Below are 21,778 nucleotides of genomic sequence, written 5' to 3' on the forward strand. Positions count from 1 at the left end.
TACTGGTTGTCGTGCGGGCGCACGTGAGGCCTCGTGGGCGACCGGGCAGTCGAAGAGGCAACACCGATGGGCGAGGGGTACGCATGACTGACACCGGCCAGGTTCCGGGCGAGGGTCTCCCGGACAGCACGGGCATGGTGGATCAGCAGGGCGTCCCCGCCCCGGTTCCCCCGGTTCCCGCGTCTTCCCCGGCGACCGGGAGTTACGCCTTCCAGGACCTCGTGGACAACCCGGCCGAGCCGGAGGACGAGGAACTGCTGCTGATGCCGAGCAGCCAGGGCGCGTGGAGCGACCCCCAGGTCGTCCCGCCGGTGCCCGCCTTCCCCGAGTTCCCCGAGCCCTCCGCGTACGCGGACGCCCCTTACGCGGACGGCCCCTACGCCGACTTCGCGGGTGCCCCGGGGTACCAGCAGCCCCACCCCGGCGGGCTCCCGGTCCCCGAGGCGCCGCTCGGCTACGAGACCGCCGGTTACCCGCAGCAGTCCTTCGAGGGGCAGCCGTTCGCGGAGCAGCCGTCCTTCGCCGACGCCCCCTACGCCGACGCTTCCTACGGCGCCGGTGCGCACGAGGCCGGCGGCCGGGATTCCGGCGCGCTCGACCTCGGCGGCCTCGTGGCCCCGCAGGCCGTGTCCCAGCCCCAGCCCCCGGTGGAGCCCGTCGCCCCGGCCCCGGTGCGGCGGCCGCTGCACATGGGTCCGCCCGTGCCCGAGGCCACCGGCGGAGTCGTACGGTCCCTCGCGGACCGGGGCCCGGCCGCGGCGCCCGCGCAGGCCCCCCTGCACGCCCCGGCACCGGCCGCGCCCGTTGCCGTCCCGGTCGCCGCCGTGCCCTCTTCCGCCGCTTCCCCCGCCGTCCCCGAGCCCGTGGCCCCGGCCCTGAGCACCCCGGCGACGCCCATCCCGATGCGCCAGTCCGGGCCGCCCACCACGGGGCCCGAGTACTTCGACTTCACGCAGGCCGGGGCCGAGCAGGTGCCGGGCCCGGCGCAGCAGCCGGTCGAGATCCCCGTGCAGGCCGGGACGCCGTGGACCGCGGAGCCGGCTCCGGAAGCCGCGGCGGAGTCCGCGTCCGCCTCCGCCGCCGAGCCCGTGGCCCAGCACGAGGCCCAGCCCGTCGGGGAGCCCGTCGCCGAGAGCGGTGCGGCGCCCGTCGCCTTCGCGGAGCCCGGGCCGGACCTCGTGCAGGAGTCCGGGTCCGTGCCCCTGGCGGAGCCGGCGCCGGTGCCCGTTGGCGTGCCCGTCGCCGAGCCCGTGCTCGTGGAGCCCGCGCCGGAGGCCGTCGCCGAGCCCGTCGTCGCCGTCGAGCCCGAGGCCGTCGAGCCCGAGGCCGCCGCCGTACCGGAACCCGAGCCCGTCGCGGTTCCCGAGGCCCCGGCCGCCGTCGAGCCCGCGCCCGAGCCGGTCGTGGAGCCGGAGTCCGAGCCGCAGCCCGCAGAAACGGTGGTTCAGGCCGAGGAGCCGGAGCCCCTGCCCGAGCCCGTCGTCGTGGCCTCCGAGCCCGAGCCGGCCGCCGTCGCGCAGGCCGACGTACCGCTGGAGGCCGAGGCCCCGGAGGCCCACGAGGTCCCCGAGGCTCCCGAGGCCGGAACCGAACCGCAGCCCGAGCCGGAAGCCGAGCCCGAAGCCCCGGTCACCGAGGCGGCCCCCGGATACGCCGACGCCGAGCGCGAGGCCGTCCTGCGCGTCATGCGCGAGCGCCGTGACATCCGCAAGGGCTTCCGCCGGGACCCCATCCCGCACGAGGTGCTGCTGCGCGTCCTGGAGGCGGCCCACACGGCGCCCAGCGTCGGCCACTCCCAGCCGTGGGACTTCGTCGTCATCAAGTCCGCCGAGACCCGCCGGACGATGCACGAGCTCGCGGAGCGCCAGCGCGAGGCCTACGCGAAGTCGCTGCCCAAGGGCCGCGCCAAGCAGTTCAAGGAAATCAAGATCGAGGCCATCCTCGACACCCCGGTGAACATCGTGGTCACCGCCGACCCCACCCGTGGCGGCCGCCACACCCTGGGCCGGCACACCCAGCCGCAGATGGCCCCGTACTCCTCGGCCCTCGCCGTGGAGAACCTCTGGCTCGCCGCGCGCGCCGAGGGTCTGGGCGTCGGCTGGGTCAGCTTCTTCGACGAGCGCGAGATGGTCCGCGAGCTCGGCCTGCCGGAGCACCTGGAGGTCGTCGCGTACCTGTGCATCGGGTACGTGGACGAGTTCCCCGACGAGCCCGAGCTCGCGCAGGCCGGCTGGTCGCAGCGCCGTCCGCTCTCCTGGGTCGTGCACGAGGAGACGTACGGGCGCCGCGCGCTGCCCGGCGAGGAGCCGCACGACCTGCTCTCCGAGACGGTCGCCAGCATCCGCCCGCTCGACGCGAAGGCGCTCGGCGAGGCGTGGGAGCGGCAGAAGCGCATGACCAAGCCCGCCGGGGCCCTGGGCATGCTCGAAATCATCTCGGCCCAGCTGTCCGGCCTCTCGCGGGTCTGCCCGCCGCCGATCCCGGAGCCCGCCGCGGTCGCGATCTTCGCGGGTGACCACGGCGTGCACGCCCAGGGGGTCACCCCGTGGCCCCAGGAGGTCACCATGCAGATGGTGGCCAACTTCCTGGGCGGCGGCGCGGTGTGCAACGCGTTCGCCAACCAGGTGGGCGCCGAGGTCTGCGTGATCGACGTCGGCGTCGCCGGCGATCTCCCGGCCACGCCGGGCCTGCTGCCGCGCAAGGTCCGCCCGGGAACGGCCGACCTGTCGGTCGGCCCGGCGATGACCCGCGAGGAGGCCGTCGCCGCCATCGAGGTCGGCATCGAGACGGCCCGCGACCTGGTCGCGGCGGGGAACAAGGCCCTCCTGACGGGCGAGATGGGCATCGCCAACACCACGGTGTCGGCGGCGCTGATCTCGGTCTTCACCGGGGTGGACCCGGGCGAGGTCACCGGGCGGGGCACCGGCATCAACGACGAGACGCACGCCCGCAAGGTCGAGGTCGTGCGCCGCGCCCTGGAACTCCACCAGCCGGACCCGGCGGACCCGATCGGCGTCCTGGCGGCCATCGGCGGCCTGGAGCACGCGGCGATCGTGGGCCTCCTCCTCGGTGGAGCCTCCCTGCGGACCCCGGTGATCCTGGACGGCGTCAGCGCCGGTGCGGCCGCGCTGGTGGCCCGTGCGATCGCTCCGGAGTCGCTCTCCGCGTGCATCGCGGGACACCGCAGCGCGGAGCCGGGCCACGTGGCCGCCCTGAACAAGCTCGGGCTGCGCCCGCTCGTCGACCTGGACCTGCGCCTCGGCGAGGGTACGGGGGCGCTGCTGGCGCTGCCGCTGGTGCAGAGTGCTGCGCGGGCGATGCACGAGGTGGCTACGTTCGACTCGGCGGGTGTCACGGAGAAGTAGCTGGGGCTGCGGGGCCGGGGACGGGGACGGGGACGGGGTGGGGTGTCGTCCGGGACTCATGATTTATGGCGCCCTGGGCCCGCTGCGTCCCGTTGGCCTGTTTTCGCGCCAACAAATCACGTTTTACGTCCCGGACGACACCCCACCCCGTCCCCGTCCCCTGATCCAGCCCCTCCGGCAAATCCAGCCCCTCCGGCGTTTGAGGAGCGGGGGTCCGGGGGCGGAGCCCCCGGTTTCGGGAAGGGGCGGGGTGGGGAAAGCCCCGCAGGGGCCCGAGCCCGTGTACGGGGCCGGGGATCATGGGGCTGTAGCCCCGTGGCCAGGGGTGTAGCCCGGGGTGGGTCGGGTCACCGCCCGGCCAGGGCAAAGGCCCCCGAGGCGACCACCGCGCAGGTGGGTCGTATCGTGGACCCCGGACGGGCCACCGCACGTCACCGCCCGATCAGCCGCTCCAGCGACGCAGCGGCCCGCCCTCACCGCCGCATCAGGAGCCGCAACCGCCATGGGACACCCCGCCTACCCCGTCGGACTCCGTCTCACGGGCCGCCGCGTCGTCGTGATCGGCGGTGGCCAGGTCGCCCAGCGCCGGCTGCCCGCGCTCATCGCGGCCGGCGCCGACATCGTCCTGATCTCGCCCTCCGCGACCCCCTCCGTGGACGCCATGGCGGAGACCGGTGAGATCCGCTGGGAGCGCCGCCGCTACGAGGACGGCGACTTGGCCGGCGCCTGGTACGCCCTGGTGGCCACCCGGGACCGTGCCGCCAACGACACCGCCTCCGCCGAGGCGGAGCGCGAGCGGATCTGGTGCGTCCGCGCGGACGACGCCGAGGCCGCGAGCGCCTGGACCCCGGCCACCGGCCGGGTGGAGGGCGTCACCGTCGCCGTGCTGAGCGGCAACGACCCCCGCCGCTCCGCCGCCGTCCGCGACGCGGTCGTCGAGGGGCTGCGGGACGGCTCCCTGACCGCCGCGCGCCCGCACACCCCGGGCGTGTCCCTCGTCGGCGGCGGGCCCGGCGACCCGGACCTGATCACGGTCCGCGGCCGTCGCCTCCTCGCCGAGGCCGACGTGGTCATCGCGGACCGGCTCGGCCCCCGTGACCTCCTGGACGAGCTTCCGCCGCACGTCGAGGTCATCGACGCCGCGAAGATCCCGTACGGCCGTTTCATGGCCCAGGAGGCCATCAACGACGCCCTCATCACCCACGCCAAGGCCGGCAAGGCCGTGGTGCGGCTCAAGGGCGGGGACCCGTACGTGTTCGGCCGCGGCATGGAGGAGCTCCAGGCCCTCGCCGAGGCCGGCATCCCCTGCACCGTCGTGCCCGGCATCTCCAGCTCCATCTCGGTGCCCGGCGCGGCCGGCATCCCGGTCACCCACCGGGGCGTGGCCCACGAGTTCACCGTGGTCAGCGGCCACGTCGGCCCCGACGACCCGCGCTCGCTGGTGGACTGGGCCTCGCTGGCCAAGCTCACCGGCACCCTGGTCATCCTCATGGGCGTCGACAAGATCGGCCTGATCGCCGAGGCGCTGGTCCGGCACGGCCGCCCCGCCGATACCGCCGTCGCCGTCATCCAGGAGGGCACCACCGCCTCCCAGCGCCGGGTGGACGCCACCCTGGCCACGGTCGGCGAGACCGTCCTCACCCAGGAGGTGCGGCCGCCCGCCGTCATCGTGATCGGCGACGTGGTGAAGGTGCACCGGCCCGAAGCCGAGTGACGTCCCCGCAATCCCGCAACCCGGCAGAGCCGTTGGCACCGCACCCAGGACAAGGCAGTATCACCCTGTGGCTGATCTCATCACCGTCGAGGACCCCGACGACCCGCGCCTGCGCGACTACACGGGCCTGACCGACGTAGAACTCCGGCGCAGGCGCGAGCCCGCGGAAGGTCTCTTCATCGCCGAAGGCGAGAAGGTGATCAGACGCGCCAAGGACGCCGGGTACGAGATGCGCTCGATGCTGCTCTCCGCGAAGTGGGTCGACGTCATGCGCGACGTCATCGACGAGCTCCCGGCTCCGGTCTACGCCGTCAGCCCGGAGCTCGCCGAGCGCGTCACCGGCTATCACGTGCACCGCGGCGCCCTCGCCTCCATGCAGCGCAAGCCGCTGCCCACGGCCGAGGAACTGCTCGCCACCACCCGGCGCGTGGTCATCATGGAAGCGGTGAACGACCACACCAACATCGGCGCCATCTTCCGCAGCGCGGCCGCCCTCGGCATGGACGCGGTCCTGCTCTCGCCCGACTGCGCGGACCCGCTCTACCGACGCTCCGTCAAGGTCTCCATGGGCGCGGTGTTCTCCGTCCCGTACGCCCGGCTGGACGCCTGGCCCAAGGGCCTGGACTCGGTCCGCGAGGCCGGCTTCAAGCTGCTGGCCCTCACCCCGCACCAGAAGGCCTCGCCGATCGACGAGGCCGCCCCGCAGACGCTGGAGCGGGTCGCGCTGATGCTGGGCGCGGAGGGGGACGGGCTGTCGACCCAGGCACTGGTCGCCGCCGACGAGTGGGTACGGATCCCCATGGCGGCCGGGGTGGACTCGCTGAACGTGGGCGCGGCCGCGGCCGTCGCCTTCTACGCGGTGGCCAGCGGCCGTCCGTAGGGTCCGGACCCGTCCGGACCCTACGTCCTAGAGCTTCTGGGCCAGCGCGATGCCCAGCGCCACGAGCAACGTCACCACGACGAAGACGATCAGGCGCTGGCGCATCAGCTTGGGGTCCGGCCGGGACGGCCGCCGCCCGGTGCCCGTCGTACGGGGAGCCGGGCGGCCGCCCGTACGCCCGGCGGTGGAGCCGGGGCCCCGCGAGCCGGTGCTCCGGGCCGAGGAGGGCCGCGAGTCCGGCCCGCCGCGCGGTCCCTGACCCTTGGTCTGCGCCTTCCCCTGACCCGCTCCGGTGCCCGTACCCGGACGTCCCGGAAGGGGAGTGCCGGCGCTGCGGCGCTCCGTGCGCTGGTCGGCGTACCCCGCGGTGTCCTCGACGTACCCATCGGGCAGTCGCCCCGTCGGCCGCTCGGTCCGCGCACGCTGCGCCGGCGGGCGGATGTCGCCCATCCCGTGCGCCTCGCGGGCCGCGATCTCCTTGAGCCGCATCGACAGCTGGAGCGTGGTCGGCCGCTCGTCGGGGTCCTTCGCCAGGCAGGCCCGTACGAGGGGCGCGAGCGCGTCCGGAACACCCTGGAGGTGGGGCTCCTCGTGTACCACCCGGTACAGCATGACCTCGGAACTGCCGTGTCCGAAGGGCGAGTCGGCGGTGGCCGCGTAGGCGAGGGTGGCGCCGAGGGAGAAGACGTCCGTGGCGGGGGTGACGGCGGCGCCGCGCACCTGCTCGGGAGCCAGGAAGCCGGGGGAGCCCACGGCCGTTCCCACGTGCGTGAGGGTGCTGGCCCCGGTGGCCCAGGCGATCCCGAAGTCGATGATGCGCGGGCCCTTGGGCGACAGCAGGATGTTCGAGGGCTTGAGGTCGCGGTGGACCACCCCGGCCTCGTGCACGGCGACCAGTCCCTCGGAGAGCGCGGCGCCGATGGCGGCGATGGCCGCGGCCGTCAGGGGGCCTTCCTCGGCCACCTTGTCGTGCAGGGAGGGGCCGGGCACGTACTGCGTGGCGAACCAGGGGCGCTCCGCCTCCAGGTCCGCGGCGACCAGGCGCGCGGTGCACCCGCCGCGGATCCGCCGGGCGGCGGAGACCTCGCGCGCGAAGCGCGAGCGGAACTCCTGGTCCTCGGCCAGGTCCGGCCGGATCACCTTGAGCGCGACGCGCTGTCCGCGCCGGTCGGAGCCCAGATAGACGACGCCCATGCCGCCGGCGCCGAGGCGCCGGTGCAGCCTGAACGAGCCGACGACACGCGGGTCCTCGCGCCGGAGCCGCATCATCGCCATGTCCACCCCGCTGACCGGTCGTCCTGTTGACGTGGCACAGCTTACGGACCATCCGGCATGCGCGCTCAGAGGCCGCGCCCTCGCCGGGGGATTCGATTGTCAGTACGGGGCAGTCCACTTGGGGAGTCGCCGGACCACCGGTAGGACGCATGTACGGAGCGGGGCCGTTCGGCCAAGCCGGGCCGGACTCAAGGGAATTGGGGTTCCCGGCGGGGTGGTGGGGGACCGGCGGCCGCCGGTCGGACCGGGCCCGTCCGGTTGATCTTGGGAGCGCCTGGTCAGGGGCCCGGCGTGTGCGGTGAGTGACGGAAGTGAGCGAAGTCACTACGCTCCGGTCATCCCCTCCGGTCATCCCCTCCGGGATGACCCTCAGACCGGGGGGCGGGTCTCCACCCAGGGGAGTACGCGGGGGGTGGGCTCCTCATCCTCTTGGAGGCCAGGCAATGGGTACGAAGGCATGAGGCCAGAAGCCTTTCCCGCGCCTAGTGTTGAAGACAAGCGGCGGGTGGAGTCACTCGTCCCCCGAGGTCATAAACCCGCCGCTGCCAAACGACAGGGAGAGGACCATGGCGGACATCGCACGGCAGGGACGCAAGGCATTCGCGTTCAACAGCCATGAGTCCGGTCGTCGCCACCCACTGGTGGCCGCGGCCATGGTGCTCCCCCTGGCCGCCGTCCTGCTCTTCGTCTTCGGAGGCTTCGACCAGGTGGCGGCGCAGGCGTCGTCCGTAAGCGTGATGCTGGGGCGCTGAGCGGCGCCCCGGGCCCAGGAGAGCGGCCTGGGCCGGGACTGTCACCGACCGAACCCCGTGGGGACGGGGGAGCGGTCGACGGACGGCAGGTGAAGGGTGCTGCGCGTACGGCTGGGGAGCCGGACGCGCAGCACCCTTTTTCATGCCCGCGCGCAGGCCGTCTCGACGCGCCCTGCGCGCCACTCGGCGCGGGCGCGCTTCCGGGCTTCGCGCCGCTGGAATCCGCCGGGCGGTGCCGCGCCGACGCGGTTCCCGCGCCTCGGGTTCTGCGCCCGGACCGGGGCCGGCGGTGCCGCGACTGCCGCCGGGCAGCGTCGGTGCGGTTCCCGGGCCTCGGGTTCTGCGCCGGACCCGGTCCGGTGGTCGTCGGCCGTTCCCGGACGGCGGTGCCGCCGCTGCCGCCCGGCCCCGTGCTGCGTACGCTCGTCCCGAGGAGCACCCGCCCGGGTGCGGAGCACGGGGAGAGCCGAGGCGTGGTTCCGCTGGAGCGAGTGAGCGCGGCCGAGCTCGCCGCGTACGCGGGCGCGGTGGAGTACGTGCTCCTCGCGGACCGCGACGACGGCACCGTGGTCCGCTGCGGGGACGTCGTGGCCAAGGCGCACGCGGGCGACAGTGATCCCGACGCCCTGGCGGTACGGATCCGCGTGGCCGGGGACCCCGCGCTGGCCGGGGTGCTGCTGCCCCCGCTGCGCACCGGGCTCGGTCTGGTCGGCTCCCGGCCCGTCTCCTTGTGGCCCTACGGTGCTCCGGTCGCTCCGGACCGCCCGGAGGAGGCCCCCTGGGAGCCTGCCGCCGAGCTCCTGGCCGCCCTCCACCGGACCCCGCTCCACCACCTCCCGTACCCGCTCCCCCCGATGCGCGGCCCGGCGAAACTCGCCCGCGCCCTCCTTCGCCTCGCCGCAGCGCACCCGCCCGAGACCCCGGTCGAGGCGGTGCACGCCGCGCCGGGACGCCCCGCGCACGCGGAAGCCGACGCCCCGAGAGGTGTTCGGCGGGGGCGACCGGCAGGGGAACGCCCCTCGGACGGCAGCCACGGCCGCGACTCCGGCCGCCACCATGGCTGCGACACCGACCGCAACTGCGACTCCGATCGCGACCATGGCCGCAACTGCGACCCCGGCTGCGGACACGACCCCGGCTCTGGCTCCGGCTGCGTCTGTGGCCACGACCCCGGCTCCGGCTGGGGCCGTGATCCCGGCTCGGGCCCCGGCCGCGCCCCCAGCTGCGGCCGTGACCACGACCGCGGATCCGACTCCGGCCGTGCCCCCGGCTCTCGCTCCGGCCGTGACCACAATCCCGGCTCCGGCCGTGACCCCGGCTCCAGCCCCGGCTGCGGCCGTGACCCCGGCTCCATCCCCGGCTGCGGCCGTGACCACGACCCCGGCTCCGGCGACACGCCGCCCCGGGCCGAGGCGGCTGCCGCGCTCGCCGCCGGGTCGTCTTCCGGCCGTGCCGACCGGGCCCGTCGGGCCGTTCTGTCCATCCCCGCCGGGCAGGCGGCCCCGGCCGGCCCGGCGGGCACGGATGCCGACGCCGCGGAGTTGGCGCGGCTCGTACGGGCCGCCGCGGCCACGCTTCCCGGGTGGGCCCGGGGGGAGGGCCCGGCGCCGTCGGGCGGGGCGCTCTGCCACGGCGATCTGCACCTCGGGCAGCTGGTCCGGGGCCCGGCCGGGGGCTGGCGGCTGATCGACGTGGACGACCTGGGACTCGGCACGCCCGCCTGGGACCTCGCCCGGCCCGCGGCCTGGTACGCCGCCGGGCTGCTGGACACCGGGACCTGGCTGCGCTTCCTCGACGCCTACCGTGCCGCGGGCGGCCCCGCGGCCGGTCCGCCCGGCAGTGACCCCTGGCCGGAACTCGACCTCGCGGCCCGCGCGCTCACCGTGCAGACGGCCGCGCTGGCCCTCGCCAAAGCCGCCCGCGAGCGGCGCCGACTCGACGACGTGGAGCGGCTGATGGTGGAGGCCTGTGCCCGAATTGCCTCCCTCCCGCCCGACTTGGAGCCGAAGGCTCCGTCGTAGGGTGAGCCCCACGGCACCGGGTACGCATCCGGTGTCGACGCGAACGGCGAGGAGTTGATCCGGTCATGCAGTGTCCGAAGTGTCACGCGATGATGCACACGTACAACCGCAACGGTGTCCAGATCGAGCAGTGCAGCGGCTGCCGGGGCATCTTCCTCGACTACGGCGAGCTGGAGGCGCTGACCCGCCTGGAGTCCCAGTACACCTCCCAGTACGGCCAGGTCCCGCCCCCGGCCGCCCCGCCGGCGCCCGCCCCCGCCGTGTACCCGCAGCAGCACGCGGCCCCCGCGCCCGCCTGGGGTGCCCCGCAGCACGGCGGCTACGGCCACGGTCACGGCCACCGCAAGGGCGGCTTCGGCCGGATGCTCTTCTCCTCCTGAGTCCGAGGGGGCGGGTTGGGGGGACCGGAACCGACCGTCTCCCACCCGTTCTCCCGCCCGGGGCCCACGGCCCCGCGGGGGACCGCAGCCCGCACACGCGAAAGCCCCGGCCGTGGGAACGGCCGGGGCTTTCGGAAATCTGGTGCGCGATACTGGGATTGAACCAGTGACCTCTTCCGTGTCAGGGAAGCGCTCTCCCGCTGAGCTAATCGCGCGGGACCACGTTCGCGGTGCGAGCACCGCAGGTGGCAGGTGTGAAGCGTACTGCGTGCGCGATACTGGGATTGAACCAGTGACCTCTTCCGTGTCAGGGAAGCGCTCTCCCGCTGAGCTAATCGCGCGGGGATCCTTGCGGACCAGTGGACGATACTGGGATTGAACCAGTGACCTCTTCCGTGTCAGGGAAGCGCTCTCCCGCTGAGCTAATCGTCCTTGGAGGTGGAGACGGGATTTGAACCCGTGTAGACGGCTTTGCAGGCCGTTGCCTCGCCTCTCGGCCACTCCACCATGGAGCAAGCAGGGGGTCCTCGGGAAGATGATCCCCCACCTTAGAGCGGACGACGAGACTCGAACTCGCGACATCCACCTTGGCAAGGTGGTGCTCTACCAACTGAGCTACGTCCGCAGGTCACCGTGTTCGCTCCGGGGTTTTCCCCCTTCGCTCCCTGGCGACGTGTTGAACTCTAGCGGATTCCCGGGCCAGCTCAAAAACGCGTTTCCGCAGCGTGCTGCCGCCCGATCACCGCCGGTCACCCGGCGGACGCCTCACCGGCGCCCGGGCGTCACCGGTCATAGACTCGCAGCCGTGCACGACCTGCCTCCCCTCGCCCGCTTCGGCGGCCTTCTCGCGACCGACCTCCGAGACGTCACCAGTGATCCTGGTGCCCTCGACTCCACCGGCTTCTGGGCGGTGACGGCCGATTTCGAAGGCCGTCTCGTCTGCGCGCGCTTCGGGGACGTACGCCCCGACCCGGTGCCGGCCCCCGTCCCCGGGGCCTGGCGCGGCCCCGACGCCGACGAGTGGAGCTCCTCCCTCGGCCGCGCCGAGTACACCGCGGGCGTACGACGCATCCGCGAGCACATCGAGGCGGGGGAGGTCTACCAGGCCAACCTCTGCCGCGTGATGTCCGCGCCGCTCCCCGATCCGGCGGGCGCCGATGTGGACGCCCTGACCGCGCTGCTCGCCCGCGGCAACCCGGCCCCGTATGCAGGAACGATTCGGCTGCCGGCCCACGGCGTCGAGATCGCCACCGCGTCCCCCGAGCTCTACCTGCGCCGCACCGGCCGTCGCGTCGAGTCCGGCCCGATCAAGGGCACCGGCCGCACCGCCGCCGATCTGCTGCCCAAGGACCACGCCGAGAACGTGATGATCGTGGACCTCGTACGCAACGACCTCGGCCGGGTCTGCGCCACCGGCTCCGTGACCGTCCCGGAGCTGTGCGCGCTCGAAGAGCACCCGGGCCTCGTCCACCTCGTCTCCACCGTCGCCGGGGAGCTCGCCGAGGGCGCCGGCTGGCCCGAGCTGCTCGCCGCGACCTTCCCGCCCGGCTCCGTCACCGGAGCCCCCAAATCCTCTGCCCTGCGGATCATCGAGGCCCTGGAGACCGCCCCGCGCGGCCCCTACTGCGGAGGCATCGGCTGGGTCGACGCCGACCGGGGCACGGCCGAGCTCGCCGTCGGCATCCGGACCTTCTGGATCGACCGTACGGCCCCCGGCGGCCCCCGGCTGCTCTTCGGCACCGGTGCCGGGATCACCTGGGGCTCCGACCCCGACCGCGAGTGGGCGGAGACCGAGCTGAAGGCCGCCCGGCTACTGCGGGTAGCGTCGGGAGCCGTCGAGGCGCACGCGACCGGTCCCACCGGTGCGGGCGGCCCGACGGGCACGACGGAAGCACAGACCGACGAAAGAGGGAGAACCGTACGGTGAGGATCTGGCTCGACGGAACGCTGCGGGACGCCGACGAAGCGAAGGTGTCCGTGTTCGACCACGGCCTCACCGTCGGCGACGGGGTCTTCGAGACGCTCAAAGCGGAGCGCGGCACGACCTTCGCACTCACCCGGCACCTGGAGCGGCTGACCCGCTCGGCCCGGGGCCTCGGCCTCCCGGACCCTGACCCGGACGAGGTGCGCCGCGCCTGCGCCGCCGTACTGGAGGCCAATCCGGTCCCGCTCGGCCGGCTGCGGGTCACCTACACCGGGGGCGTCTCCCCGCTCGGATCCGACCGCGGCGACGCCGGCCCGACGCTGATCGTCGCGCTGGCCGGGGCCACGCGCCGCCCCGACACCACCGCCGTGGTCACCGTGCCGTGGGTGCGCAACGAGCGCTCCGCCGTGGTGGGCCTGAAGACCACCTCGTACGCCGAGAACGTGGTCGCTCTCGCCGCCGCCCACCGGGCCGGCGCCTCCGAGGCCCTCTTCGCCAATACCGTCGGGCGGCTCTGCGAGGGCACCGGATCCAACGTGTTCGTCGTCCTCGACGGGCAGCTCCACACCCCTCCCGTGGCCTCCGGCTGCCTCGCGGGCATCACCCGGGCGCTCGTCGCCGAATGGTGCGGGGCCAAGGAGACCGACCTGCCCTTCGAGGCGCTGGAGCAGGCGGAGGAGGTCTTCCTGACCTCTTCCCTGCGCGACGTCCAGGCCGTCGTACGGATCGACGGGCGCGAGCTCGGCTCCGCCCCCGGCCCCGTCACGGCCGAGGCCATGCGGATCTTCGACGCCCGCTCCGCCGAGGACGCCGACCCCCGCTCCTGACCGGGGGCCGGACATATCTGCTGTGCTTCGGGCCGCAGGGCGGGTAGAACTCGACTGATGACCACCACCCTGCGGCCGAGCGGGCCGCTTCAGCAGAGCACCGGCGGGGCGCGCTCGCGCCCGTACGAGATCCGCGTCAACAGCAGGCGCGTCGGCGCCCTGCTGCTCGCCGCGGACACCCCCTTCGGGCCGACGGTCGCCGAGATCCGCGACCTCGCCGTCGAGGAGCCCGACCGGCGGCGCGGCCGAGCCACGGTCGCCGCGCTCGCCGCCGAGGAAGTGCTGCGCGGCTGGGGCTGCCGGCGGATCCGCGTCTCGGTCCCGGCCGGCTCGGAGGGCGGCCTGCGGCTGGCCGGTTCCCTCGGGTACGCCGAGTACAGCCGCAACATGGCCAAGGAGCTCCCGGCCGGGCCGCCCGCCCTGTCCGAGGGGGTGGCCGGCCGCCCGATGACGGAGGCCGAGTTCGAGAGCTGGCACGCCGCGGCGCTGGAGACCTACGCGCAGAGCTGGGTCAGCCGCGGCATGCCGGCCGGGGCCGCACGGACGAAGTCGGTGAACGACCACGCCTCCATGCTGCCCCTGGGCCTGGCCACCCCGGGCGTCAGCTTCTCCGTGCTGGAGGCGGCCGGTGTCCCCGTGGGCACCGTATGGGTCGCGCCGAACGGCGGGGACTCGTACGTCTACGACGTCGCGGTCGCCGAGGAGCACCGGGGCCGCGGCCACGGCCGGGAGCTGATGCTCCTCGCGGAGGGCACCGCCCTCGCCGCCGGCCACCGGGTGCTCGCCCTGCACGTCTTCACGGACAACGTCCCGGCCCTGCGGCTCTACGAGTCCCTCGGCTACCGGACGACGAACTTCAACTACGCCAAGGACCTCGTCTAGGCCGGGACGGCCGGGACGGCCTATGCGGCGCCGAGCAGCCGGTCGACGATCTCCTCGATGCGCTCGCGCAGGCCCTCCTGGCTCTTGCCGCCGTCGAGGCGCTGCTCGTCGATCACGTACGTCGGGGTGCCGGTCACGCCGATCGCCTTGCCCTCGGCCTGGTCGGCGTCCACGATCAGCATGTGCCGGCCGTCGATCAGGGCGGTGTCGAACTCCTCGGCGTCCAGGCCCAGTTCACGCGCGACATCGACCAGTACCGATTCGCCGGACGTGGCGAGCTCCGCGGTGCGGGCGAGGACGGCCTCCACGTAGGGCCAGCCCTGCCCCTGCTCGGCGGCCTCCTCCGCGGCCTGCGCGGCGGCGAAGGCGTGCTTGTGCTTCTCCAGCGGGAAGTGGCGCAGCCGGATGTCCAGCCGGTCGCCGTAGCGGGCCCGCAGGGCGCGCACGTCGTCCAGGGCGCTGTGGCAGTCCGGGCACTGAAGTTCGCACCAGACGTCGAGGATCACGGAATCGGTCATGCGGACAGTCTCCCAGTCCGCAGGGATGAGCCGGGACCGGGACCTCGGGAGGAGACGGGACCCGGAGATGTCCCGGAGATCCGCCCGCGGGGGGCTCCGGCCGTGGCCAGGTCGAGGGTCGCCGGTGCAGGATGGATGGGGACAGAACGCCCGGCCCGCCGGCCGGGTCCGCCGCGGCCGTTGTGGCCGTCCCGCCCCTGGAGGCCCCGCATGCTCGCCGAGACCATTTGCTCCGCGGTGTCCGCGGCGGGCCTGGGCATCGCCGCTCTGACCGCCTACCGCAAGCGATTCCTGGCGGCCACGCGGATCGCGGCGTACTCGCTGGTGCCCGTCGGCCTGGTGATGACGGGCGTCGTGGCCTGGGCGACCGGGATCGTCTTCAAGCCGACCGTCTGGGCCGGGTTCGCCGTGCTGGGGCTGGCCTGGCTCCTCTTCGTGACCACCCGCGCGATAGAACGGCGCGGAGCGGGCGCGGGGGAGGGGAGGCAGAAGCAGCCGAAGGCCGCCAAGGGCCGCCCGGCCCAGGAGGCCGTCGCCCCGGCCGCTTCCGTGCCCTCGCTGGGCGACGGTGCCCGCTCGCGGCCCACCGCGGCCGCCGCTCCCGCCGAGGACTTCTCCGACATCGAGGCGATCTTGAAGAAGCACGGCATCTGACCCGGCCGGCCCCGGCCGCGCGGCCCCGGTCCACGGGTGGGCCCGGCGGCAGGTCCGCGCGGCGATCCGGGACGGGAACCACCTGAACTGACGGGATCCGGTGAACTCGCGCGTTCCGTCTGGCGTGTTGAGGGGCGCGCGCGGGTCCGCTGGGCCATCATCGCCCCGACATGCCCGACACTTCATCGGGTGAGCCCGCCGTTCCCGCGCCGGCCACCGTTCCCGTCGCCGAGGAGCCGAGAGGCTGCCTCTTCGCGCTCTCCCAGCCGCCCCTGATGATCTTCCTAGGCGTGATCGGCGGCTTGCTGCTGCTCGCCGCCGTGCACGATCTCTTCCTGCTCTGAGCCCGGCTCCGCGCCCAGCTCCGACTTGCGCCGGGCCCGGTACGCCGCCACGTGCAGCCGGTTCCCGCAGGTACGGCTGTCGCAGTAGCGCCGGGAGCGGTTGCGGGACAGGTCGACGAAGGCCCGCCGGCAGTCCGGGGCCTCGCAGCGGCGCAGCCGCTCCTGCTCGCCCGAGACCACGATGAAGGCCAGCGCCATGCCGCCGTCGGCCGCCAGGTGGTCGCCCACCGAGGCGCCCGGGGCGAAGTAGTGCACGTGCCAGTCGTAGCCGTCGTGGTTGGTCAGCTGCGGGGTGGTCCCGGCCGTCGCGACCAGCTCGTTGATCAACACCGAGGCCGCGCGCGAGGTGGGCGCCGCGAAGATCTGGGCGAATTTGCCGCGCACCGTGCGCACGCCGGCGAGATCGCGGGCGCTGAGCTCGCCGACGTCGCTGATCGCGTACTCGTGGACGAAGCCGCGCAGCGCGTTCACGTCGGCCAGCCCGTCGGGCTGCTCGGTCTCGGCCGAGGTGTTCACCAGCGCGACGACGACGTCGAGCGCGCGACGGGTGTCGTGGGGGATCTGCACGGGGTCTCCCTCAAGGGCCGGGCCTGCGGTGACGGTCTGCTGCCGCCGCTGGTGGCCGACTCTAGCGGGTCACCCCAAAGCGCACCGGCGCCGTCCACGCGGGTGGCTTCCGCATGAACAGCGCCGGTACTTCCGTATGTGGTTGTCCGCCGTGCACCGTCGCCCCGAGTCGGACGGTGTCGTACGGCCCCCGGGCTCAGCCGGGGGAGAGTTCCCTCTGTAGGCCTGGCTCAGGATTCGGCCAGGATGTGGGAGAGCTCCTTGTCGAGGTCGAAGTGCCGGTGTTCGGTCCCGGGTGGGACCGCGGCGTCCGTCCGCTTGAGGAACGACTCCAGTGCTCGGGCGGGTGCTTCGAGCAGTGCTTCTCCCTCCGGTGAGCTCAGGGCGATGCAGACGACCCCCTGACCGTGACTGCGGGACGGCCAGACACGGACGTCGCCGGTACCGGTGGGCCGGTGAAGGCCCTCGGCGAGGAGGTCGCGGGCGAATACCCATTCGACCGTCTCCTCGGCGCCGGTGTGGAAGGTGGCGTGCACGGCGTAGGGGTCGGCCGTGTCATACCGCAGGCCCGCGGGAACAGGCAGTGAGGACTCGCTCGACACAACGAGGCGCAGGTGCAGCTCGCAGCTGACCGTGGTGTTCATAAGCGCCAGGGCCTTTCGCTCAGTGTGCGCTCGGGGATTCGCACGTCGGCGAAATCGACATGCCACCTACGGTGCCGTTGTAAACCCCTCTGACCGTTTTGCGGACCTCTGGGTCCCTCGGACGGCGGATCCAAACGACGATTCACGTGTGCTGGGACCTCCGGTAGATTCGACCCCATGAACACGGGGAGTGACCGCGAGACCAACGAGTCCGCAGCCGAATCCGCAGCGGGATCCGCCGCCGAGGAGGCGCCGCACGTTTCCAAGGCGCCGGCCTTCATCAAGGCCCGCCGGGGTCTGCACCTGAGCTGGCAGGTCGGCGTCTTCATCGTCGGCCTCGCCGTCATCGGCGCCGGCATCGCCATGCTGGTCCTGCCCGGACCGGGCTGGGTGGCGATCTTCGCGGGCCTCGCGATCTGGGCCACCGAATTCGCCTGGGCCCACCTCGCCCTGCGCTGGACCAAGCGCAAGGTCAGCGAAGCCGCCCAGAAGGCCCTGGACCCGAAGGTCCGCCGCCGCAACATCATCCTGACCAGCGTCGGGCTCGTGATCGCGGGCGTCCTGATCGGCTTCTACCTGTGGAAGTACGGGCTCGTGCTGCCCTGGAACCTCAAGGACCAGTGAGCCCGCCCGCCCATGGCGGAGAGCACCGCTGACATGCGGTAATGTTTGCGGTGCGTCCGGGCGATTAGCTCAGTGGGAGAGCACTTCGTTCACACCGAAGGGGTCACTGGTTCGAACCCAGTATCGCCCACCCGGACCAGAGGCCCGGAGACTTTCACAGTCTCCGGGCCTCTGGCGTTTTCACCCGTCCGGCCCTCGCTCCGGTCCCGCCGGGCTACCTCAGTCGGCCGATGGCCTCCCGCAGTCGGCGGGCGTCGCGCAGCCGCTTCTCGTAGGTGGCCCCCACCGCCAGCAGCAGCACCCCCGCCAGGGCCGGCGGCAGCCAGCGCGGCAGCGCGTCCACCACCTGGATCACGTACGGGGTCAGCTCGTGCAGTGCCACCGCCGTCAGCGTCGCCCCGCCCAGCAGCAGCGGCGCGCGGAGCCGGCCGCGGGCACCGGCCAGGGTCACCCCGAGCGCGGCCGTCCCCAGCAGCAGCGGCCGCAGCCAGTGCGGATCGCCCCACACCGCGAGGGTGCTCGGCAGCAGGGTCGCCGCCAGACCCGGCCCGTACGCCGTCCAGGACCCGGCCAGCGGATCACGGCGCCGCCGCAGGAACCCCACGGCCAGCGCCGCCGCCGTCACCGGCAGGGTGTACGCCTCGGGCACCGTCACCTCCGAAGCCGCCAGCCGTACCCAGGTCGCCGCGAGGAACAGCACCCCGGCCGGCCAGCCCGCCGCCGACCGGCGCTCGGGCCGCACCGCCGCCGCCGCGCACACCACCCCGGCCAGGGCCAGGACCAGCGCGAGCACCGGGGCGTCCCCGGTGGCCAGGGCCACCGCGAGGAGGCCCGCGGCGGCCGCCGCGACCTCGGCCGGGACCCGTACGACGCCCAGCCGCGGCCCGAGCGCCGCCACCGCCGCCGGGACCACCAGCACCGGCGGCGCCCACCAGGCCACCGGCCGCTCCAGCAGCGCGCCCAGCGCCACCGCGAGCAGCGCCGCGTACCCGACGGCGAGCGCCGCGGCCCCCGCGCGGGCCCAGTCCGGGGCGGGCCGGTGCGCCGCTCCCGCCGCGCAGGCGGCCCCCAGCAGGCAGAGCACCCCGAAGGTCGCCAGTCGGCCGTCCAGGGCCGCCACGGACACGCTCAGGGCCCCCACCAGCGCGCACACGCCCGCAGCGACCCCCGCGAGGCCGCGACCGGCGGCCGGCGCGGTCCCGGCGCCGACGAGGCTGCCCTCGCCGACGGGCACGGTCCCGGAGCCCGCGAGACTGCCGTCGCCGACCGCCGGGGTCCCGGAGCCCGTCGGGCCGTCGCCGACCGCCGCGGCGGCCTTCGCGGGGGCGTCGGCGACCGCCGCCGCCGTGGACCGCAGCGCCAGCAGTCCCGCCGCCAGCGTCACCGCGAGCTGCGCCGCGAACACCGCGCCCGGAGCCGCACCGAGCATCACGGGGGCCGTGAACAGCGCCGACCAGCCCAGGACCACCGCCGCCACCCCCGGCTCCGGCCGCCCCGGGAGCACCCGGACCAGCCACCACGCGGCCCCGGCCGTCAGCAGCAGCGACACCGGCGCCGCGAGCCCCGGGCCGTCCGCGGCCGCCGGAGCGGGCGTCGTCACCGACCAGACCTCCTCCAGCACCCGCAGCCGGTCCACCAGCACCGTCGCCACCCACGCCACGGAGGCCACCGCCTGCAGGACGGCCACCCCCGCACCGGCCAGGGCGAGGCCGCGCCGGACCGGCTCCGGGAGCGCGGAGACCCGTAGGGCTCCCAGCAGGGGGAGGGCCACCACGAGGTACGCGACCGCCGCCCAGGGCGGGCTCAGCTCGGGCCGGAGCAGGCCGCCCAGCGCCGCCACCGCGGCGAGGGCGCCGGCCGCGGCGAAGGCGGCCCGCATGCCGGAAGCGCGCCACGCCACCACCAGCGCGAGCACGGCCACCGCCGCCAGCCGCGCCGAGGGCGCCAGCGCCGCGCCCGTCGATTCCGCCGCCGCGGACTCCACCAGACCCGTCAGCAGCGCGGCCCCGCCCGCCACCGAGCCCGCCGCCCCCGCCCAGCGGGACCAGCGCCCGGGCCGCAGCAGCACGAGCCCCGCGTCCAGCGCCGCCGTACCCAGCAGGGCCCAGGCCATGTCCAGCCCCGCCGCCCCGGCGGCCAGCGCCGCCAGCGGCAGCGGGAGCTGCGCCGTCAGCAGCGCCGCGGGGACCGGGATCCGCAGCGCCGGCAGGGAGCGCCCGTACCCCGCCCACCCCGCCGCCAGGGCCGCCGCGGCGCCGGCCGCGTACGCCGTGCCGTCCACCTCCGGCATGCCGACGGCGAACAGCGCGTACGCGTCCAGCACCGTCAGCAGCAGACCGACGGCGCCCACCGCCTCGGCGGTCGAGCGCAGCCCCCGGCGCAGCAGCGCCACCGGGGCGCCCAGCGCCGCCGCGGTCACCACGGCGAGCACCGCGCTGCGCCCGGCGATCCCCAGCGAGCCCCAACTGACCAGTGTGAACGCCAGCGCCGCGACGGCCAGCAGCACCGCGCCCAGGACCAGCAGCACGTTCTGCGCACCGGGAGCCGAGGCCTCCGCTCCCTGTGCGGGCACCGGCGGCCGGGCGGGCGCACCCCACGCGTGGGGGGCCTGGGCGCCCAGCAGCCACGCACGGCGACTCAGCAGGAAGTGGCGCCGGGCGTCGAGTTGGATCAGTTCGCGGTCGATGAGCACGAGCTCCTCGGCCGGCGGCAGGGGGTTGTCCATGGTTCGGAGTGTGGCGCCCGTCACCCCGTCAGGACATGGGTGCGCGTACTCATCTCCGGGTGAGTTCCGGCTGAGTACCGGGTGCGGGCACCCGCCGCGCGCAAGACTGGAGGCATGGACCGAAGCAGCCGCACCGGCAGCCCCGCCGGCCGCGCCGCCCCCGCCAACCCCGCCGACCGGTGGACCCGTTACCGGTTCCGCAGCGTGTGGGACCTCGACGCCGCACCCGCCCGCGTCTACGCCGTCCTGGAACGCCCCGAGTCCTACCCCCTGTGGTGGCCCCAGATCCGCGCCGTCGCCCCCGCCTCCGACGGGAGCAGCGGCACCGCCCTCATCCGCTCCGCCCTCCCGTACACCCTGCGCGTGAGCGCGGCCGAACTCCTGCGGGACCCCGTGCGCGGCATCCTGGAGGTCGCCCTGCTCGGTGACCTGGAGGGCTGGGCCCGCTGGACCGTGCGGTCGCGGCCCGGCGGCACGCGAGCCCTGTACGAGCAGGAGGTCGAGGTGCGCCGCCCCCTGATGCGCCTTCTCGCGTTCCCCGGGCGGCCGGTGTTCCGGCTCAACCACACCCTGATGATGCGGGCCGGACGGCGCGGGCTCGCCGCACATCTGGCGGCCCGGCCGGAAGCGGTTTGAACCAGCCCCGAGCCTTCTGTATTGTTCACACCGTTCCCGGGCGATTAGCTCAGCGGGAGAGCACTTCGTTCACACCGAAGGGGTCACTGGTTCGATCCCAGTATCGCCCACCGGGACAGGCCGGTCCGTCTCATGACGGACCGGCCTTCCGCATGTACGGGACCCTCGCCGCACGGATCTTCGCCGTACGGATCCCCGCGTACGGCCCCTCACGCCGCCGCGGGCAGCTCCGGCCGCAGCGGCCAGTGCGGATCCACCGGCTCCGGCGTGCCCTGCCGTGCGAACCACGCCTGAAGTCCCCGTGCCTGCGCCGCGTGCCACACCTGCTGGAGCGTGTGCAGCTCCGCCGGTGTCAGCCGCTCCAGCCGGCCCGCGAACCTGCGCCCCACGGCCCGTACGAGCTCCAGGGACGCCAGCGCGTCCGCGCCCGCGTCGTGGGCCCCCTCCAGCTCTATCCCGTAGTGCGCGCACAGGTCCGTCAGCGTCCGGCGCCCCTTGCGGTAGCGGTCCAGATGCTTGTCCAGCACCCGCGGATCCAGCACCGTCAGCGGCCGGTTGTCCAGGTACCGGGCCAGCGAGGACGCCCGGTGGCGGCGCAACTCCCGGTCCAGCAGCGTCAGATCGAACGGCGCGTTCATCACCACCACCGGCCTCCCCGCCATCTGCTGCTCCCCGAGCGCGCGGGCTATCTCCTCCACCACCGGCGCGGGCCACCGCCCGTTGCGCTGGAGGTGCTCATCGGTCAGACCGTGCACTTCCGTGGCCCCCGGGGGTACCGGGATGCCGGGATTGACCAGCCAGCGCGTCGAGCGGATCCGGCCGCCCGCGCACTCCTGGACGATGAGCGCGGCGGACACGATCCGGTCCTGCTCCACGTCCACCCCGGTCGTCTCCGTGTCGAATGCGGCCAGCGGGCCCTCGTACCAGCGTGTCATGGCGAACTCCTCGTCACCCGTCGGCAGATGGCCCCACCCGGGCACCGCGCCCCAGGCCCCGCCACCCTTGCCCGAAACGGTGATACCCGGGCTCTTTGCCCCGTACGCCGT

The 21,778-nt window shown here is 74.5% G+C and carries 19 protein-coding genes and 7 tRNA genes; 15 read left to right on the forward strand and 11 right to left on the reverse strand.

What is annotated here, in order from left to right; genetic code table 11:
• Positions 1-83 precede the first annotated feature (83 nt).
• From cobT to ACE1OC_RS32555, 3 genes are all read left to right on the forward strand, one after another.
• Positions 84-3,365 (forward strand): nicotinate-nucleotide--dimethylbenzimidazole phosphoribosyltransferase, encoded by a 3,282-nt coding sequence (gene cobT, locus ACE1OC_RS32545; protein WP_407839994.1) that lies wholly within the window; start codon positions 84-86, stop codon positions 3,363-3,365.
• A 502-nt stretch (positions 3,366-3,867) separates the two neighbouring features.
• Positions 3,868-5,079, forward strand: coding sequence for a uroporphyrinogen-III C-methyltransferase (gene cobA / locus ACE1OC_RS32550; RefSeq protein ID WP_407839995.1), 1,212 nt, complete (start codon positions 3,868-3,870; stop codon positions 5,077-5,079).
• A 67-nt stretch (positions 5,080-5,146) separates the two neighbouring features.
• Positions 5,147-5,959 (forward strand): TrmH family RNA methyltransferase, encoded by an 813-nt coding sequence (locus ACE1OC_RS32555; RefSeq protein WP_250744686.1) that lies wholly within the window; start codon positions 5,147-5,149, stop codon positions 5,957-5,959.
• Between the two features lie 27 nt (positions 5,960-5,986).
• On the opposite strand, the gene ACE1OC_RS32560 is transcribed toward ACE1OC_RS32555, so the two are convergent.
• Positions 5,987-7,240 carry a serine/threonine-protein kinase gene (locus tag ACE1OC_RS32560; RefSeq protein ID WP_407839996.1) on the reverse strand — a complete coding sequence of 418 codons (1,254 nt, stop codon included), beginning with the start codon at positions 7,238-7,240 and terminating at the stop codon, positions 5,987-5,989.
• Between the two features lie 560 nt (positions 7,241-7,800).
• Between ACE1OC_RS32560 and ACE1OC_RS32565 the strand changes: the two genes are divergently transcribed.
• From ACE1OC_RS32565 to ACE1OC_RS32575, 3 genes are all read left to right on the forward strand, one after another.
• Positions 7,801-7,986, forward strand: a complete 186-nt coding sequence (locus ACE1OC_RS32565) for a hypothetical protein (protein ID WP_250744688.1) — start codon at positions 7,801-7,803, stop codon at positions 7,984-7,986.
• Between the two features lie 491 nt (positions 7,987-8,477).
• Positions 8,478-10,007 (forward strand): phosphotransferase family protein, encoded by a 1,530-nt coding sequence (locus ACE1OC_RS32570; RefSeq protein WP_407839997.1) that lies wholly within the window; start codon positions 8,478-8,480, stop codon positions 10,005-10,007.
• A gap of 65 nt (positions 10,008-10,072) precedes the next feature.
• Complete coding sequence (locus ACE1OC_RS32575; RefSeq protein WP_407839998.1) at positions 10,073-10,387, forward strand: zf-TFIIB domain-containing protein; 315 nt, start codon at positions 10,073-10,075, stop codon at positions 10,385-10,387.
• 140 nt (positions 10,388-10,527) lie between these two features.
• Here the strand turns inward: ACE1OC_RS32575 and ACE1OC_RS32580 are convergent.
• The 5 genes from ACE1OC_RS32580 to ACE1OC_RS32600 all read right to left on the reverse strand — a co-directional run bounded on the left by ACE1OC_RS32580 (position 10,528) and on the right by ACE1OC_RS32600 (position 11,012).
• A tRNA-Val gene (locus ACE1OC_RS32580) sits at positions 10,528-10,602 on the reverse strand.
• A 54-nt stretch (positions 10,603-10,656) separates the two neighbouring features.
• A tRNA-Val gene (locus ACE1OC_RS32585) sits at positions 10,657-10,728 on the reverse strand.
• 19 nt (positions 10,729-10,747) lie between these two features.
• Positions 10,748-10,819, reverse strand: a tRNA-Val gene (locus ACE1OC_RS32590).
• Between the two features lies 1 nt (position 10,820).
• Positions 10,821-10,894, reverse strand: a tRNA-Cys gene (locus ACE1OC_RS32595).
• A gap of 45 nt (positions 10,895-10,939) precedes the next feature.
• Positions 10,940-11,012: transfer RNA gene (locus ACE1OC_RS32600), tRNA-Gly, on the reverse strand.
• Between the two features lie 180 nt (positions 11,013-11,192).
• On the opposite strand from ACE1OC_RS32600, the gene ACE1OC_RS32605 reads away from it, so the two are divergent.
• Genes ACE1OC_RS32605 through ACE1OC_RS32615 form a run of 3 tightly spaced genes read left to right on the forward strand, consistent with a single transcriptional unit; the run spans position 11,193 to position 14,020 of the window.
• Positions 11,193-12,314 (forward strand): chorismate-binding protein, encoded by a 1,122-nt coding sequence (locus tag ACE1OC_RS32605; RefSeq protein ID WP_407839999.1) that lies wholly within the window; start codon positions 11,193-11,195, stop codon positions 12,312-12,314.
• Positions 12,311-13,138, forward strand: coding sequence for an aminotransferase class IV (locus ACE1OC_RS32610; protein ID WP_407840000.1), 828 nt, complete (start codon positions 12,311-12,313; stop codon positions 13,136-13,138). Before ACE1OC_RS32605 ends, ACE1OC_RS32610 begins: the two co-directional genes overlap by 4 nt.
• Positions 13,139-13,195: 57 nt before the next feature.
• The gene (locus tag ACE1OC_RS32615) at positions 13,196-14,020 is read left to right on the forward strand and encodes a GNAT family N-acetyltransferase (protein WP_407840001.1); all 825 of its coding nucleotides are present in this window, start codon (positions 13,196-13,198) and stop codon (positions 14,018-14,020) included.
• Positions 14,021-14,040: 20 nt separating this feature from the next.
• Here ACE1OC_RS32615 and ACE1OC_RS32620 read toward each other — a convergent pair whose 3' ends face one another.
• Entirely contained in the window at positions 14,041-14,538 is a 498-nt protein-coding gene (locus ACE1OC_RS32620) for a DsbA family protein (RefSeq protein WP_407840002.1), read from the reverse strand.
• Between the two features lie 210 nt (positions 14,539-14,748).
• On the opposite strand from ACE1OC_RS32620, the gene ACE1OC_RS32625 reads away from it, so the two are divergent.
• Positions 14,749-15,192 (forward strand): hypothetical protein, encoded by a 444-nt coding sequence (locus ACE1OC_RS32625; RefSeq protein ID WP_407840003.1) that lies wholly within the window; start codon positions 14,749-14,751, stop codon positions 15,190-15,192.
• Positions 15,193-15,362: 170 nt separating this feature from the next.
• Positions 15,363-15,536, forward strand: coding sequence for a hypothetical protein (locus tag ACE1OC_RS32630; protein WP_407840004.1), 174 nt, complete (start codon positions 15,363-15,365; stop codon positions 15,534-15,536).
• On the opposite strand, the gene ACE1OC_RS32635 is transcribed toward ACE1OC_RS32630, so the two are convergent.
• Positions 15,477-16,103, reverse strand: coding sequence for a CGNR zinc finger domain-containing protein (locus ACE1OC_RS32635; protein ID WP_407840005.1), 627 nt, complete (start codon positions 16,101-16,103; stop codon positions 15,477-15,479). The genes ACE1OC_RS32630 and ACE1OC_RS32635 overlap by 60 nt on opposite strands.
• Positions 16,104-16,333: 230 nt before the next feature.
• The gene (locus tag ACE1OC_RS32640) at positions 16,334-16,747 is read right to left on the reverse strand and encodes an SsgA family sporulation/cell division regulator (protein ID WP_030011909.1); all 414 of its coding nucleotides are present in this window, start codon (positions 16,745-16,747) and stop codon (positions 16,334-16,336) included.
• 177 nt (positions 16,748-16,924) lie between these two features.
• Between ACE1OC_RS32640 and ACE1OC_RS32645 the strand changes: the two genes are divergently transcribed.
• Both ACE1OC_RS32645 and ACE1OC_RS32650 read left to right on the forward strand, forming a co-directional pair.
• Positions 16,925-17,371, forward strand: a complete 447-nt coding sequence (locus ACE1OC_RS32645) for a TIGR02611 family protein (protein WP_407840006.1) — start codon at positions 16,925-16,927, stop codon at positions 17,369-17,371.
• A gap of 58 nt (positions 17,372-17,429) precedes the next feature.
• A tRNA-Val gene (locus tag ACE1OC_RS32650) sits at positions 17,430-17,501 on the forward strand.
• 84 nt (positions 17,502-17,585) lie between these two features.
• Here the strand turns inward: ACE1OC_RS32650 and ACE1OC_RS32655 are convergent.
• On the reverse strand, positions 17,586-20,096 hold the full coding sequence (locus ACE1OC_RS32655) for an SCO7613 C-terminal domain-containing membrane protein (protein WP_407840007.1): 2,511 nt from the start codon (positions 20,094-20,096) through the stop codon (positions 17,586-17,588).
• A 114-nt stretch (positions 20,097-20,210) separates the two neighbouring features.
• Between ACE1OC_RS32655 and ACE1OC_RS32660 the strand changes: the two genes are divergently transcribed.
• Entirely contained in the window at positions 20,211-20,732 is a 522-nt protein-coding gene (locus ACE1OC_RS32660) for an SRPBCC family protein (RefSeq protein WP_407840008.1), read from the forward strand.
• A gap of 38 nt (positions 20,733-20,770) precedes the next feature.
• Positions 20,771-20,842 (forward strand) — tRNA-Val (locus tag ACE1OC_RS32665).
• 99 nt (positions 20,843-20,941) lie between these two features.
• On the opposite strand, the gene ACE1OC_RS32670 is transcribed toward ACE1OC_RS32665, so the two are convergent.
• On the reverse strand, positions 20,942-21,667 hold the full coding sequence (locus ACE1OC_RS32670; protein ID WP_407840009.1) for a 3'-5' exonuclease: 726 nt from the start codon (positions 21,665-21,667) through the stop codon (positions 20,942-20,944).
• Positions 21,668-21,778: the final 111 nt, after the last annotated feature.

This window comes from Streptomyces stoeckheimensis (assembly GCF_045822005.1).
GTDB classification, from domain to species: Bacteria; Actinomycetota; Actinomycetes; order Streptomycetales; family Streptomycetaceae; genus Streptomyces; species Streptomyces stoeckheimensis.